The organism is Arthrobacter sp. Hb9-2, from assembly GCF_059091165.1.
Map to the genome: position 1 here is coordinate 77,142 of NZ_JBNHGJ010000007.1, position 15,183 is coordinate 92,324.

The 15,183-nt window shown below is 66.8% G+C and carries 10 protein-coding genes; 6 read left to right on the forward strand and 4 right to left on the reverse strand.

Going from position 1 to position 15,183, the window contains the following annotated elements; all coding sequences use genetic code 11:
- Nucleotides 1-15: 15 nt before the first annotated feature.
- Both AC5RV1_RS06365 and AC5RV1_RS06370 read right to left on the reverse strand, forming a co-directional pair.
- Nucleotides 16-1,404, reverse strand: coding sequence for an MFS transporter (locus AC5RV1_RS06365; RefSeq protein WP_493993921.1), 1,389 nt, complete (start codon nt 1,402-1,404; stop codon nt 16-18).
- A gap of 51 nt (nt 1,405-1,455) precedes the next feature.
- The gene (locus AC5RV1_RS06370; RefSeq protein WP_493993922.1) at nt 1,456-2,394 is read right to left on the reverse strand and encodes a proteasome assembly chaperone family protein; all 939 of its coding nucleotides are present in this window, start codon (nt 2,392-2,394) and stop codon (nt 1,456-1,458) included.
- Nucleotides 2,395-2,652: 258 nt separating this feature from the next.
- Here AC5RV1_RS06370 and AC5RV1_RS06375 point away from each other — a divergent pair, with 258 nt between their 5' ends.
- The 5 genes from AC5RV1_RS06375 (at nt 2,653) to AC5RV1_RS06395 (ending at nt 8,833) form a co-directional block, all read left to right on the forward strand.
- A complete protein-coding gene (locus AC5RV1_RS06375; RefSeq protein ID WP_493993923.1) occupies nt 2,653-4,179 on the forward strand; it encodes a leucyl aminopeptidase in 1,527 nt (508 codons plus the stop codon).
- 258 nt (nt 4,180-4,437) lie between these two features.
- Nucleotides 4,438-5,820, forward strand: a complete 1,383-nt coding sequence (gene lpdA, locus AC5RV1_RS06380; protein ID WP_163163109.1) for a dihydrolipoyl dehydrogenase — start codon at nt 4,438-4,440, stop codon at nt 5,818-5,820.
- Nucleotides 5,821-5,934: 114 nt separating this feature from the next.
- Nucleotides 5,935-7,695 carry a 2-oxoglutarate dehydrogenase, E2 component, dihydrolipoamide succinyltransferase gene (gene sucB, locus AC5RV1_RS06385; RefSeq protein WP_493993924.1) on the forward strand — a complete coding sequence of 587 codons (1,761 nt, stop codon included), beginning with the start codon at nt 5,935-5,937 and terminating at the stop codon, nt 7,693-7,695.
- A gap of 168 nt (nt 7,696-7,863) precedes the next feature.
- Nucleotides 7,864-8,214 (forward strand): hypothetical protein, encoded by a 351-nt coding sequence (locus AC5RV1_RS06390; RefSeq protein ID WP_493993925.1) that lies wholly within the window; start codon nt 7,864-7,866, stop codon nt 8,212-8,214.
- A gap of 190 nt (nt 8,215-8,404) precedes the next feature.
- On the forward strand, nt 8,405-8,833 hold the full coding sequence (locus AC5RV1_RS06395; RefSeq protein ID WP_493948753.1) for an OsmC family protein: 429 nt from the start codon (nt 8,405-8,407) through the stop codon (nt 8,831-8,833).
- Nucleotides 8,834-8,905: 72 nt separating this feature from the next.
- Here the strand turns inward: AC5RV1_RS06395 and AC5RV1_RS06400 are convergent, their stop codons facing one another.
- Nucleotides 8,906-12,418: a S41 family peptidase gene (locus AC5RV1_RS06400; RefSeq protein ID WP_493993926.1), complete on the reverse strand. Its 3,513-nt coding sequence runs from the start codon at nt 12,416-12,418 to the stop codon at nt 8,906-8,908.
- A 76-nt stretch (nt 12,419-12,494) separates the two neighbouring features.
- Here AC5RV1_RS06400 and AC5RV1_RS06405 point away from each other — a divergent pair, with 76 nt between their 5' ends.
- Nucleotides 12,495-13,388: a TIGR01777 family oxidoreductase gene (locus tag AC5RV1_RS06405; protein WP_493993927.1), complete on the forward strand. Its 894-nt coding sequence runs from the start codon at nt 12,495-12,497 to the stop codon at nt 13,386-13,388.
- Nucleotides 13,389-13,419: 31 nt separating this feature from the next.
- On the opposite strand, the gene AC5RV1_RS06410 is transcribed toward AC5RV1_RS06405, so the two are convergent.
- Nucleotides 13,420-15,066 carry a serine/threonine-protein kinase gene (locus AC5RV1_RS06410; RefSeq protein WP_493993928.1) on the reverse strand — a complete coding sequence of 549 codons (1,647 nt, stop codon included), beginning with the start codon at nt 15,064-15,066 and terminating at the stop codon, nt 13,420-13,422.
- Nucleotides 15,067-15,183: the final 117 nt, after the last annotated feature.

Below are 15,183 nucleotides of genomic sequence, written 5' to 3' on the forward strand. Positions count from 1 at the left end.
CCTGTGGAGGACCAGTCAGTCGTCTGAAGCGGCCGCCCGGCTGCGCCGGGCCAGGTGTTCGCGCCGCTGGCGGGCGAGCGCGCTGCGCCGGGCCAGGTGTTCGCGCCGCTGGCGGGCGAGCGCGCTGCGCAGCGGCGGGACCACGACGCCCTGGGCAGCCATCTGCCGCCGTACCTTCCGGCGGCAGACCAGCATTGCTGCGGCCCCAAAGCCGAGCAGCAGGAACTGGACACTGAGTGCGATCCGGAACGGGTCCAGCCCGTACAGGACTCCGTTGGAGAACCCGCTTGCGTACAGTACGTCCAGCACCAGGCCGATCAGGAAAATCGCGATCAGTGCGGCGATGAAGCCGCCCACGTTGACGATGCCCGTCGCGGTGCCAATGCGGTGCGCGGGGTTGAAGGTCCGGGCGAAGTCGAAGCCGATCATCGAGCCGGGCCCCCCGATGGCTAGCACCACCACCAGGCCGGCCAGCAGCCACAACGGTGAACGCCCCGGAGTCAGCAGCACGGCTGCCCAGGCTCCGGCGGTGGCAGCGGCGATCAGCAGGACCATGGTTGAACGCCGCAGCGGGTGACGGGAAACGAACCGGCCGATGAACGGTCCCACTGCCATGGCGGTTGCCACGTAGAGCGCCATCAGGGCGGCGACCGTTCCGGCGTCGAGGCCCTGCCCGGAAAGGAGGAACGGGTAACCCCAGGTCATCGCGAAGACAGTACCGCTGAACTGGATGGTGAAGTGGCTCCACAGTCCCAGCCTGGTCCCCGGCTGGCGCCACGCACGGGCCAGCGAGGCTCCTGTGGCCTTCAGGCCTTGCTGTGCCTGCGGCCGCGGGGTGCCGGGCGGCACGTCCTGCAGGAGCAGCAGCACCAGGACGACGGCGAGTCCGGACATCCCTGCCAGCATCAGGAACGCGGGGGTCCAGCCCGACGCGTGAAGCACGAAGGCGAAGGGAATGACACTGAACAGCTGACCCAGCTGGCCGGACATACCCGTCAACTGGGTCACGAGCGGCACCCGGGCGGGCGCAAACCAGAGCGGAATCAGGCGGATCACCGAGATAAAAGTCATCGCGTCCCCGGCGCCCACCAGGACCCGTCCGGCTACACCCCCGGGGATACTGTCGGCGAACGCCAGCTGGAGCTGGCCAAGGCCCATCAGGACGGCACCGCCGGCGATCATGGCGCGTGAGCCGAAGCGGTCCACCAGTAGGCCCACGGGGATCTGGAGTCCTGCGTAGACCAGCAGCTGGAGGACGGTAAAGAACGAGATGGCGGACGCGCTGGCGTGGAAGCGCTCGGTGGCCTCCAGACCCACCACACCAAAGGACGTGCGCTGGGAAACGGCCACAAGGTACCCGAAAATACCAACGGTCCAGATCAGCCAGGCGCGGGGTGCAGTCACCCCTTCATTATGCCCGGACAGCCGTGGCCACCCCGGCAGCAGCGGGTTCCGCTACTGGCCGGGGTTTTCGCGGGCGAGGTAGGCCTCGACGGCAGCGCCGAGGACATCCGCATTTGGAAGCTCGTCATTTTCGTCCGCAAGGAGCGAGCGGCGGACCGTGCCTTCGGCCTTTTCGTCGTACCGGGATTCGAGGCGCGACACCACCTGCTGGACATCCTCAGAGGCATCAATCTGCTCGGCGATCTGGCGGCTGACTTCGCGGCCGGCTTCGCGGAGCCTGTCCGAGGGAAGCATTAGCGACGTGGCCGCACCCAGGTATTCAAGTCCTGCGACGGCGGCGGTGGGGTATTCCGCCTCCGCGAGGTAGTGCGGCACGTGGATGACGTAGCCGGCGACGCTGCGGCCGGCTTCCACCAGGCGGAGTTCCAGGATGTGGCCTACCGCTGCGGGGACCTCCACCGTTGGCTTCCATACCGAGATGCCCTCGATCAGTTCGGGCCTGTTGCCGTGCACCGTCACGCCCACAGGACGCGTGTGGGGCACCGGCATGGGAATGGAGTGGATCCAGGTGACCAGGTTGACGTCCAGCTTCTCCACGATGCCCACCACCGCCCGCGCGAACCGTTCCCACTGCAGATCGGGTTCGAACCCCGCCAGCAGCAGAAAGGGATTGCCCAGGCCGTCGACCAGCCGGTAGAGGGCGAGCGTCGGCTCCTGGTAATCCTGCAGGTGGTCCTCGACGAACGTCACGTGAGGCCTGCGCGACCGGTAGTCGATGAGCTGGTCGGCATCGAAGACTGCAACCGGCACGGCGTCGAGCGTGTCCAGCAGTTCAGCGTTGATTTGCTTCACTACGTGACCGGCATCGGCGAACCCGGTGAAGCCCATCACCAAATCCAGCCCGCGGAGTTCGGGGCTGTGGAACAGCTCAATGTTGCTCGCATAGAGCGCGTCAGGGTCCAGCAGGGAGCCGGAGATCCGTTCAAGCACGGCATGTTCCTTTCATAGGTGCGGGTGGACATCTTCTACAACGCCGCAGGGCTGCCGCACATTCCTGCCGCTGGTGTGGCGCACCTCTCAGGAAATACACCGGCACGGGCGGGGACGGGCTACGATCGGAACTGGCCTGCCAGACGGGCTTGCAGACACCCGGACTGCGTCCCGAACGATAGCATCCGGGCAACCATGGCAGAGCGCCGAACATGCATCCCTGCCCGAACATCTCTCGAGAATTGAGGACTGATCCCTGTGGTCAAGAATACTGAAATCAACCTTAGTACCCTCTCAAGGGACCTGAAGAAGAGCCCCAGTGACGCAGTGGTCATCGGCGTGGGAAAGGGCACTGAGGGGCCCGTCCTCCTGGACAACCCGCTGACCGCAAAGAGTGCAGAAGCCTTGGCGCAATCCCTCAAGTCCCTGGGCGTCACCGGCGCCGCAGACCAGATCGTCCGCCTCCCGGGCCTTCCGGAGACGGGCGCCGGAATCCTGGTCCTCGCCGGCACCGGCAAGGTCTCCGCTGCGGAGCCACTCACGGGAGAGGCCCTGCGCAGGGCGGCCGGTTCCGCTGTCCGCCAGCTTGCCGGCCTCGCAACCGTTGTCCTTGCCCTTCCGACGGCGTCAGTTGCCGACGTCGCGGCAGTCGCCGAGGGTGCCGCCCTCGGCGCCTACTCCTTCACCGAATTCCGCTCCTCGAAGGACGGGCTGAAGGATCCGGTCGGGAACGCCGTCATCTTCACGGAGTTCGCCGGCCACAAGGAGACTGATGCTGCCCTGAGGCGTGCCGGGCTGATCGGCAAAGCCGTCAACTCCACCCGTTCCCTGGTCAACCAGCCGCCCAGCCACCTCTACCCCGAAACGTTCGCGGAGGCGGCGAAGGACCTGGCCAAGGGCCTGCCCGTGAAGGTCACCGTCTGGGATGAAAAGCGGCTCGAAAAGGAAGGCTTTGGCGGCATCATGGGCGTGGGCAAGGGCTCCGCCCGCCAGCCCCGCCTGGTCAAGGTGGAATACTCCCCCGCGAAGGCAACCTCAAAGATCGCCCTTGTCGGCAAGGGCATCACGTTCGACACCGGCGGCATCTCGATCAAGCCGGCCCTCGGCATGGGCGACATGAAGAGCGACATGGCGGGCGCCGCCGTCGTCCTTAACACTGTCCTCGCCCTCGCCGGACTTGGCCTTCCGGTCAAGGCGACCGCCTGGCTCTGCATTGCCGAGAACATGCCCTCCGGCGCGGCCTCACGTCCCGCGGACGTCCTCACCATGTACGGCGGAAAGACCGTTGAGGTCCTGAACACCGACGCCGAAGGCCGGCTCGTCATGGCAGACGGCATCGTGGCCGCGAGCCGTGAGTACCCGGATGCCATCATCGACGTCGCCACCCTGACGGGCGCGCAGCTGATCGCGCTCGGCAACCGCACGGCCGGGGTCATGGGTTCCGACAGCGTGACCGGCCCGCTCAAGGCCGCAGCCGACCGCGCAGGCGAACTGGTATGGCCCATGCCGCTGCCCGAGGAACTGCGCCCCAGCATCGACTCACAGGTTGCGGACCTCGCCAACATCGGTGAACGCCACGGCGGCATGATGACGGCCGCTGTTTTCCTGCGCGAGTTCGTGGGTAAGGGCAAGGACGGGGAACAGATCCCCTGGGCCCACATCGACATCGCCGGGCCTTCCTTCAACAACGGCAGCCCGTACGGCTACACCCACAAGCAGGGAACGGGCTGCACCGTCCGCACCCTGGTGGCCTATGTAGAGGACATCCTCGCCGCCGCGGCCTGACGCCACCGGCCAGTCCGGCCGCCACGGGTGCCCTGCGGCACGGGAATGTTCCCTGTGCCGCAGGGCCGCGTGACACTGGACACAAGCGCTCCACAAACGCGGCGCCAAGGTGGAGCATGGATAAGTGGTTCGCTAAGGTGAACCACGGTAGTCACAAATGCAAGAGAACAGGCACGCTGACATAATCACGGCAGTGCAAGTTCCAAGACCAGATGATGCGCGGAGAACGCGTCATCGTTCACGCGAGGGAGCGTTTAAGTGGCCGATCAGGCAACTGCGCAAGAATTCGACATCCTGGTACTCGGCGGAGGCAGCGGCGGATACGCCGCCGCACTGCGGGCCGTACAGCTTGGCCTTACCGTCGGCCTCGTGGAGAAGGCAAAGCTGGGCGGCACATGCCTCCACAACGGCTGCATCCCCACCAAGGCGCTGCTGCACTCTGCAGAGCTCGCCGACCACGCCCGTGACTCCGCCAAGTACGGCGTGAACGTCACCCTCGACGGCATCGACATCACTGCCGTCAACGCGTACAAGGACGGCATCATCGCCGGCAAGTACAAGGGCCTCCAGGGCCTCATCAAGTCCAAGGGCATCACCGTCATCGAAGGTGAGGGCAAGCTCCAGGGCACCGACACCGTCGTGGTGAACGGCACCGCGTACAAGGGCAAGAACATCATCCTGGCCACCGGGTCCTACTCCCGCACCCTTCCCGGCCTGGAAATCGGCGGCAAGGTCATCACCTCCGACCAGGCCCTGACCATGGACTCCATCCCCAAGAGCGCCATCATCCTGGGCGGCGGCGTCATCGGCGTCGAGTTCGCTTCCGTCTGGAAGTCCTTCGGCGTGGACGTCACCATCGTGGAGGGCCTGCCCTCATTGGTTCCCAACGAGGACGCCACTATCGTCAAGAACTTCGAGCGCGCCTTCAAGAAGCGCGGCATCAAGTTCTCCACTGGTGTGTTCTTCCAGGGCGTGGAGCAGAACAACGACGGCGTCAAGGTCACCCTGGTGGATGGCAAGACCTTCGAAGCGGACCTGCTGCTCGTCGCCGTCGGCCGTGGCCCCGTCACCGCCAACCTCGGCTACGAGGAAGCGGGCATCACCATCGACCGCGGCTTCGTCATCACCAATGAGCGCCTCCACACCGGCGTCGGCAACATCTACGCCGTCGGCGACATCGTCCCCGGTGTCCAGCTGGCCCACCGCGGCTACCAGCAGGGCATCTTCGTGGCCGAGGAAATCGCCGGCCTGAAGCCGGTGATCGTTGAGGACATCAACATCCCCAAGGTCACCTACTCGGATCCCGAAATCGCTACCGTTGGCTACACCGAAAAGGCTGCCAAGGAGAAGTTCGGCGAGGACCAGGTGCAGACCCAGGAATACAACCTGGCCGGCAACGGCAAGAGCTCCATCCTGGGCACCTCAGGACTGGTCAAGCTGGTCCGCCAGAAGGACGGCCCCGTGGTGGGCGTCCACATGATCGGCGCCCGGATGGGCGAGCAGGTCGGCGAAGCCCAGCTGATCGTGAACTGGGAAGCCTACCCCGAGGATGTGGCCCAGCTGGTGCACGCACACCCCACCCAGAACGAGGCCATGGGCGAAGCCCACCTGGCACTCGCGGGCAAGCCGCTTCACGGCTAGTTTCCCCACGCACCACAGGGCCTGGTGCACCCGGCACGGAATGCCGGGTGCACTAGGCTTCCAACAAGGCAGCAATCATCCGCACTAAAGATCAATAAGGAGAACGGGGACGACATGTCTGAATCCGTTAACTTGCCCGCCCTCGGTGAGAGCGTCACCGAAGGAACCGTCACCCGCTGGCTCAAGCAGGTAGGTGACCGGGTAGAGGTGGACGAGCCGCTGCTCGAGGTCTCCACCGACAAAGTAGACACTGAAATCCCCTCTCCTGTAGCTGGCGTGATTGAGGAAATCCTGGTTGCCGAGGACGAGACCGCCGAGGTCGGCGCTCCCCTGGTACGCATTGGCGACGGCTCCGGTGGCGGCGCGCCCGCCGAAGAAGCACCCGCAGCAGCACCGGCAGAAGAGGCTCCCGCAGCCGCCCCGGCCGAGCAGGCTCCTGCACAGGAAGCACCCGCCCAGGAAGCACCGGCAGCAGCCCAGGAGGCACCCGCAGCCGGCGGCGAAGGGCACGAAGTCACCCTCCCGGCGCTGGGCGAAAGCGTCACCGAAGGCACCGTCACCCGCTGGCTGAAGGCCGTGGGCGACTCCGTAGAGGTCGACGAGCCGCTCCTGGAAGTTTCCACCGACAAGGTTGATACCGAAATCCCGTCCCCGGTAGCCGGTACCCTTCAGGAAATCCGCGTGAACGAAGACGAAACGGCAGAGGTCGGCTCCGTCCTGGCTGTTATCGGTTCAGGCGCAGCCGCTGCCCCTGCCGAAGCACCGTCCACCGAAGCACCGGTCCAGGAAGCCCCCAAGGCTGAAGCACCCGCACCAGCCCCGCAGGCTGCACCGGCCCAGGAAGCCCCCAAGGCAGCGCCGGCACCGCAGGCTGCACCCGCCCCCGCGGCGGCACCTGCCGCAGCGCCTGCCACTGCGCAGGCCGCAGCCTCCAACGGTGGATCCGAATCCGGATACGTCACGCCCCTGGTCCGCAAGCTTGCAAACCAGCACGGCGTGGACATCGCTTCACTCTCGGGCACCGGCGTGGGCGGACGCATCCGCAAGCAGGACGTCATGGCAGCCGCTGAAGCCAAGGCCGCACCCGCCGCAGCCCCTGCAGCAGCGCCCGCCGCATCAGCACCGGCAGCGTCCAACGCCGCTGTTTCCTCACTGCGGGGCACCACGCAGAAGGCACCGCGCATCCGCCAGGTCATCGCGCGCCGCATGCGCGAATCCCTCGAGATCTCCACCCAGCTGACCCAGGTCCACGAAGTGGACATGACCAAGGTCGCCAAGCTCCGTGCCCGCGCCAAGAACTCGTTCCAGGCCCAGAACGGCGTCAAGCTGACCTTCCTCCCGTTCATCGCCAAGGCCGTCGCCGAGGCGCTCAAGCAGCACCCCAAGCTCAACGCTGCCTACGACGAGGACAAGCAGGAAATCACCTACCACAACGCCGAGCACCTGGCGATCGCCGTGGACACGGACAAGGGCCTGCTGGTCCCGGTCATCAACGATGCCGGCAACCTGAACCTGGCCGGGCTGGCCGGCAAGATCGCCGACGTTGCAGGCCGCACGCGTGACGGAAAGATCGGCCCGGACGAGCTGTCCGGCGGCACGTTCAGCATCACCAACATCGGTTCGGTCGGGGCCCTGTTCGACACCCCGATCATCAACCAGCCGCAGGTGGGCATCCTGGGCACCGGCGCCATCGTGAAGCGCGCCGTGGTTGTTGCCGACGAGAATGGTGACGATTCGATCGCCATCCGCTCCATGATGTACCTGTCCCTGACGTACGACCACCGCCTGGTGGACGGCGCCGACGCGGGCCGATTCCTCCAGACGCTGAAGGCGCGCCTCGAGGAAGGCGCCTTCGAGGCAGACCTGGGGCTGTAAAGCACTAAAACGTTCGACGGCGGTACCGGCAGCGGTGGGAGACCAGCGCGAGGGCCTGCACCGCCGTCGGCGTTTAACAACCCATGCGTTTAGAACCATGGAGGGGACGGGCCACCGGATGATCCCGAAACTACTACAAGCTGTAGAACCTCTGGCTACACTGGTCCCATGAACATCGTCTATAACATTGTGGTTTTCCTGCACATCGTCGGCGCGGCCATGATTGTCGGAATCTGGATCGGGCAGATGAAAAAGCCCACGGTCCACCCCCGCCAGTTCGACGGCGCCATGACGCAATTGCTCACCGGAGTCATCCTGATGGGCCTCATTCCGGCCCTGGACATGGACGCCAACTACGCAAAGCTGGGCATCAAGCTCGTCATCGCCGTGGTTGTCGGCGTCCTGGCCTTCATCGGACGCCGAAAGTACAAGAAGGGCGAGGCCGTCAGCCCCGGCCTCGCGCACGGCGTGGGTGGACTGGCGCTGCTCAACATCGCTATCGCCACCATCTGGCGGTAACCGCTCTTATCTGCACCTACGACGGCGACGCTCCCTTTGTTCGGGGGCGTCGCCGTCGGCGTTGCAACGCCACTGTCACAATCCTCTGACAGCGGACAACCCGTGCACCCGGAGTGCCGAATCCCTAGGATGGGAAACGGCGGGTCCAGGCACCAGCCTGCCCCGGTTCGAATCGACTTGAGGAGTGGTTATGGCAGCAACACGCACCGCGCACACAGTATGGAACGGCGACCTGATGTCAGGTTCCGGAAACACCACGCTGGACAGCTCCGGCCTGGGTACGTACGACGTCACGTGGAAGGCCCGCACCGAGGCTTCCGGCGGCAAGACCAGCCCGGAAGAACTCATCGCGGCAGCCCACTCGGCCTGCTTCTCCATGGCCTTCAGCCACGCCCTGGCCCAGGCCGGCCACGCGCCGGAGGAAGTCAACACTAAAGCCGACGTCACGTTCGTGCCGGGCACCGGCATCACCGGCAGCCACCTGACCATGTCCGCCCGTATCCCGGGAATTTCCGAAGACGAGTTCCAGAAGATCGCTGCCGAGGCCAAGGTCGGCTGCCCCGTTTCCGGTGCCCTTGCAAGCATCGACATCACCCTGGACGCCACGCTCGAAGCCTGATCCGCTTCGGGGCGCGCCAAAAGCCCTGCCTGGCCGTTTCCGGCCAGGCAGGGCTTTTCCGTGCTTGTGGGGCTACTTGCGCTGGCCGCGCGGCGGGAGCGGCGCAGGGCGCAGCCGGCGGTAGCCTTCGCGAGCCGGCGGGCGGTCGGTGGGAAGCTCCTGCACCATCTCCTTGAGCGCCCCGATGCCGTATTCCAGCTGCGGATCGCGTCCAGCTGCGTAGGCGTGCGGCGGGTAGGTGACCTCAATGTCCGGGTCCACGCCGTAGTTCTCGACGCTCCAGCCCACACCGCCGCCGAACCAGGTGGCGTACCGCGGCTGGGTGACACCCGTGCCGTCTGCCAGGGCAAACCTGTTGTCGATGCCCACCACGCCGCCCCAGGTGCGCGTTCCGATCACGGGACCTATGCCCCGCAGCTTTGACACCTGGGTGATGATGTCGCCGTCGGACCCGGCAAACTCATCAGCAAGGATGATGACCGGCCCACGTGGCGCGTGGTGCGGGTAGGTCCGTGGCTTCTCCGCCCGCGGCATGCTCCAGCCGGTGACTTTGCGGCCGATCAGTTCAGCCACAAGCTGGGAGGTGTGCCCGCCACGGTTGCGCCGCACGTCCACGATGAGGCCGTCCAGCGCCGTTTCGGTGTCGAGGTCGCGGTGGAGCTGGGCCCAGCCGTTCGCCATCATGTCCGGGATATGAAGGTAGCCGAAGGTGCCTCCCGAGGCCTCCCGGACGGTTCGCCGGTTCGAGGCAACCCATTCCTGGTACCGCAGGCGCTCCTCGTCCTTGACGGGTACGACGGCGACCCGCCGCTGCCTGCCGGCGCTGTCGCCGTGCGCTGCACCGTTGAGGACTGTCAGCTCCACCGGCCGGCCGGCCGCCCCCACCAGCTGCATCGCCGGGGTCACGGTCGCGGACAACGGGACGCCATCGATGCCCAGCAGGATATCTCCGGCCTTGGCACCGACGCCCGGCCGGGTCAGGGGCGACGTTGCGAGGGGGTCAGATGACTCGCCGGCCAGGATGTGGGTGATTTCCCAGCCAGCCGCTGTCAGGGCAAGGTCGGCCCCGAGGCGGCCCTGGCCATGGCTTCCGTTTTCCGTGACGGGTGCGGGCCGGACGTAGGCGTGGGAGGTGCCGAGTTCACCGTGCAGTTCCCACAGCAGGTCCACCAGGTCGTCGTGGGAACCCAGCCGGTCAACGAGGGGACGGTAGCGCTTGTGGATGGACTCCCAGTCCTGCCCTGCCATGTCTTCAGTCCAGAAGAAGTCACGCTGCAGGCGCCATGCCTCGTCGAAGGCCTGGCCCCACACGCTGAGCGGGTCCATCATCACCCGGATCCGGCCAAGGTCCACCTTGACCAGCTCGCCTGATTCCTCGTCAGCCTTCTTGTCCGCCGGTACAACGCTGACCTGCTTGTCGGAAATCAGCACCACTTTGGTGCGGTCGCCGGAGAGCCGGAAGCTGTCCAGCGACTCCACCAGCGTGGACTGTTTCCGGCGGGCGAGATCGAAGCGGGCAAGGCTGGGGCGGGCATCCTTGTCGTCCTGGCTCGCCTTGCCGTCACCGGTGACTCCGGCGAGGGCCCAGTCGAGCCACAGCAGTGCGCCGTCGGCTGCCTTCAGGGACGTGTAGTTGCCCTGGGGTACCGGGACGCCGATGACGCGGTGGGCGAGTCCTTCCGGGTCCACCCTGACCTCCGGCACTTCTGCCGCAGCTTCCTGATTCGGTTCCCCGGCTGAATCGCCTGCCCGGTCCTCCCCCGCATCCGGATCCACGGACGGACCGAACGGTGACGGCGTGTCAGCGGCCAGCGCTACAAGGTACGGCTTGATGGGGCTGGGGAAGGAAAGGTCAAAGGAGTGCCCGTCGTAGACGGGATCGAAGCTGCGGTTGGAGAGGAACGCCAGGAACTTTCCGTCCGGGGTGAAGGCCGGTGAGGTGTCGCAGAAGCGGCCGTCGGTAACGTCCACCAGGCCGGAGCCGGGATCCGTTACCCTGGCCAGCCGGAGCCGGCTGCGGGAACCGAAGGAGGTCACGGGTTCGGACCAGACCAGCCATTGGGAGTCCGCGGACCAGGCCAGGTCTGACACTGTGCCTTCGCCGATGCTGGCCACCAGTGTCAGTTCCCCGGTGCGCGTGTTGGCCGCGTACACCTCGCCGAAGGACGTACCCAGTGCGAGCCACCCGCCGTCCGGGCTGGCTTCGAGGGAGCTGGTGCGGGTGGGGCGGGGGAAAGCGATGCGGGTTGCTGCTGCGGGAGCAGAAGCCCCGGCAGCTGAGGGGGCGTCCTCGGGGGCAACGTCTGCCTGCTGGTCATCCCTGACCGTGGGAGCCGGACCGGCGCCTGCCAGGACCGCAGCCCCGGCGGCCGGAACAGGCTGCGGCAAAGCTACGGCGGCTTCGTCCTTTCCGTGCCCCGAAGCAGTAACGCTGCTTGGGTCTGCGGCGGGGGTGGATGTCCCCTGGGCGCTCCCCTCCGTTGTTCTGCCGGGCACCGGCGCGGCAACGTCCTTGATGTACAGCGCTTCGACGCCGTCGTGGTCCGCCACGTAGGCCAGCCGCCCGTCGCCGAGAGGCCTGGGAAGGCGGGCACGGACGCCCGGTGTTGCTTCGATGATGCGGGAAGGCCCGTCCTTGTGCCGCAGCCAGTGGATGGTGCCGTGCGCTTCGACCGCACTGGCCGCCCCGGCGCCATCCGGGACTGCCGCGGCAAGATGTTTGCTGGTGTTCAGCAGCGCCGGGCGCCGCGACTGGGAAGCAGAGCCCAGCGTGATGTCCAGCCGCACTGGGTCGGAACCAGGATCAGCAAGAACCCAGAGCTCACCCGCGGACTCGAAGATGATGCGCTTTCCGTCGGAGGCGGCATGCCGGACGTAGAAATCCTCGTGGTCCGTGTGCCTGCGCAGGTCCTTTCCATTCGGAAGGACCGAGTACAGGTTGCCGTAACCCTCGTGGTCGGACAGGAATGCGATGCGGCCGTCCACCCACATGGGATCAGCGAGGTTGCCGTCAAGGTCTGGCAGCAGGCGTTCGAATTCACCGTTGCCGTCGTTGTCCAGCCACAGCTTTCCGGCGGTGCCTCCGCGGTAGCGCTTCCACCACGCGGGTTCACGTGACAGCACGCTGCCCACCACCACCGGGCGCTCATCGCCCACTTCGGGGCCAAAGGCGACCGACTCCACCGGCCCGAAGGGCAGTTCCTCGGCCCAGCCGCCCTCAAGCGGGACACTGTAGGCGTGCGTGTGGCGGCTTTCGGCCTGGCGGAAGGCGCTGGTGACAACGACGGATCCTTTGGCAGTAAAGCCCTTTACCCGGGTGGTGCTGTGGCCGAAGTAGGTGAGCTGCCGGTAGTCGCCGCCGTCCACTGCCGCGGACACCACCTCCGGTGCTGTTCCCTGCACCACTGTCCATACCAGCCTCTGTCCGTCCGGGGTGAAACGGGGATTGCGGGCGGGCAGCTGGAGCGAGGAGACACGCCAGGCGCGCCCTCCATCCAGGGGCGCAATCCACACGTCATCCTCGGCCACAAAAGTGACCAGATCGCCGTGCAGGTGCGGGTAACGGAAGTAGCTCGAAGAGGTCATCGTTTGATCATAGTCAACCCCCGGTTACCCCTGTTGGAGGTGCTTCCGCTGCGTCCGCCGTGGTGTGATGGACCCCATGCGCATAGTTATCGCCGGCGCCTCCGGTCTGATCGGTAGCCACATGTCGGCCACCTTCCGCGATGCAGGCCACGACCTCGTGTCCCTGGTCCGGCGCGAGCCGGCATCGGCAACGGAAGTCCGGTGGAACCCGGCCGCCGGAGAACTTGACCCAATGGCACTGGCCGGAGCCGACGCCGTCGTCAATCTCTCGGGCGCCGGCATCGGGGACAGGCCGTGGACCCGCCGGCGCATTGACGAACTTTTCAGCTCCCGGGTGGACTCCACGCGGACGCTCACCCAGGCCATGCGCCAACTCGATTCCCCGCCCCCTGTCTTCATCAGCCAGTCCGGCTCCGGGTACTACGGCGACGCCGGCAACACGGTGCTTCGGGAAAACGCGCCGCAGGGAGCCGGCACCCTCGCCCGCATCTGTGGCGAGTGGGAAGCGGCAGCCGCCACCGCTCCCCCGGGTGTGCGGGTGGTGGTGCCGCGGACGGCGGTGGTCCTCAGCCGTTCCGGCGGTGCACTGGGCAGGCTGCTCCCCCTGATCCGGCTGGGGGTTGGCGGGCCGCTCGGCAACGGCCGCCAATACTGGCCGTGGATAACCCTGCCCGATGTTTCGGCAGCTTTCCTCTTCCTGCTGGAGTCCCCGCTGTCCGGACCGGTGAACCTTGCCGCCCCCGAGGATGCAGACGTGAACGCCCTGGTGGCTGCGCTTGCCAAGGCCCTGCACCGCCCTGCCGCGCTGCGGGTACCCGCCCCGGTGCTGCGTCTGGTGATGCGTGATCTGGCGGACGAACTACTCCTCGCCAGCCAGCGCATGGAACCCGCCCTGCTGTCCTCTGCCGGTTTCACCTGGCAGCATCCAACCCTTGCCCAGGCCGCGCAGTGGGTAGCCGGCAAGGAGTAGGCGCCTGCCTGCCTACGCTTCGGCGCCGGCATCAAGTTCCGGGAAGGATGTCGCTGACCCGCCATCTGCCGTCGACAAGGACCAGTACCAGGCGAAGCCGTTGCCCGGCATCGGCCTCTCCCCTTGCAGTCACAACGCCCTGGGCATCCTTTTCCTCATAGGCGGACGCGGCTGAGGTGACCTCAACCACGGCGCCGGCTTCGTTTCGGCCCTCCTCCGCCTGCACCTGCGACAGGGTGGTGGAGAATCCGGACAGGATGCGGCCGGATTGGCGCAGCCGCCCGCTGATTTCACTATCTGCTGCCGCCGCAGCCGAGCCATGCTGGTTCACCTCATCGAGGAGTTCCAGCTGTCCGGTGCTGAGGGCCAGCGACCTCAGCACCGCGAGGCCGTGGACCGCCACGGCGGGATCCGATGATGCCGCCTGCTGCCTGGCTGCCTCGACGGGACCGGCGTGCTGGCGTATTTCCGCAGGTAGGAGTTCGGGGACCCTGGTTGCGTTTGCCCCGGCAGCCGTCTCCGCCGGGGAATCAGGCCCGGCGGCGGTGACCCCAACACCGGACAGCCACCAGGCTGCAGCAACCGCCGCAGCGGTGGCTCCGGCAACAGCGGTCCGCCGTATCGGCTGGCCACCCGGCGGGGAGGCGTGCCGTCCTTTCCGCTGATTCCCAGGGTGGGCCGGAGGCATGACTCCCTTCGACTCGCTGAAGGGCAGCTTTCCCGGGGCAACGAACGGGCCTGACCATGGCGACGTCGTCAGCCGGCGCCGCAGCCGGCGGACCCGCTCACCGAGCCTGTGTGGAGTTGGTGCCTGCAGGCGTGTTACCAGTTCCGGCAGGACTGTGGGGTGGACTGCAGGCGCCAGGTCCAGCGGCAGCGGTGATGCGCTCCGGTAGACGGCTGTGGCGAGGGAGGCAGCAGTGGGCCGGAGCCGCCGGTCCTCGTTCAGCCCGGACTCCAGGGCGGCGGCGAGTTCCCGGGGGACCTCCGGAAGCAGGAGGGACAAGGGTGGCCGGTCCGCCGTCCGCTGCGGAGGCAGGCCGGTGAGGCAGAACCAGCCGAGCGCCGCCACCGAATAGACGTCACGTTCGGGCTGAAGGCCTGCCCGAACTGCGTCCACCGGCGCCGGATCCAGAAATCCGGGTGTGCCTGCACCGGCTGCAGAGCCAGGATCCCCCAGCATCCGGGCGATGCCGACGTCGGACAGCATCGGTTTGCCCTGGGCGGTGAACAGGACGTTGCCCGGCGAGACGTCGGCATGGGTGAACCCTTTGCCATGCAAATACGCCAGGGCCTGGGCGATGGGCGTCAGCACCGTCACTGTTTCCCCCACGCTGAGTTTTCCCCTGGCAGCGATCAGGCCGGCGAGGGAGCCACCTGGCGCGTAGTCCATGACCAGTGCGGCGGGGCCTTCCACGCCGGCCAACGCCACAGTGTGGTGGGCCTTGATGAGGTGGGTATGATCGAGGATGGACAGGATGCGGATCTCGCGCCGGATACCTTCTTCAGTCATCGCGGTTCCTCGGGACGACCTGCGGGCGGGCGGACGGAAGTACTTCAGGGCGAACTCCCGGCCGCTCCGTTCCTCCCGGACCAGCCAGACAGAGGAACTGCCGCCGCGGCCAAGCAACCGCCCTACGGCATAACCGGAAGCCGTTATCCCCTGCAAATCTTCCATGACCTATGTCTAGTCGAATCCGGCGCGGCGCGCAGAAGTTATCCACAGGGGCGCCAGGCCCGCTGCCGCCAAGGCCCGGGAGTGCACGGTGAGCTTAAGCACTAAACCGGGTGCGTG

Bases quoted from the DNA above. Each gene is read 5' to 3' on its own strand.
- AC5RV1_RS06390 (WP_493993925.1), top strand. From the start codon at position 7,864: ATGAACATCGTCTATAACATTGTGGTTTTCCTGCACATCGTCGGCGCG.
- AC5RV1_RS06405 (WP_493993927.1), top strand. From the start codon at position 12,495: ATGCGCATAGTTATCGCCGGCGCCTCCGGTCTGATCGGTAGCCACATG.
- AC5RV1_RS06400 (WP_493993926.1), bottom strand. From the start codon at position 12,418: ATGACCTCTTCGAGCTACTTCCGTTACCCGCACCTGCACGGCGATCTG.
- AC5RV1_RS06395 (WP_493948753.1), top strand. From the start codon at position 8,405: ATGGCAGCAACACGCACCGCGCACACAGTATGGAACGGCGACCTGATG.
- AC5RV1_RS06410 (WP_493993928.1), bottom strand. From the start codon at position 15,066: ATGGAAGATTTGCAGGGGATAACGGCTTCCGGTTATGCCGTAGGGCGG.
- sucB (WP_493993924.1), top strand. From the start codon at position 5,935: ATGTCTGAATCCGTTAACTTGCCCGCCCTCGGTGAGAGCGTCACCGAA.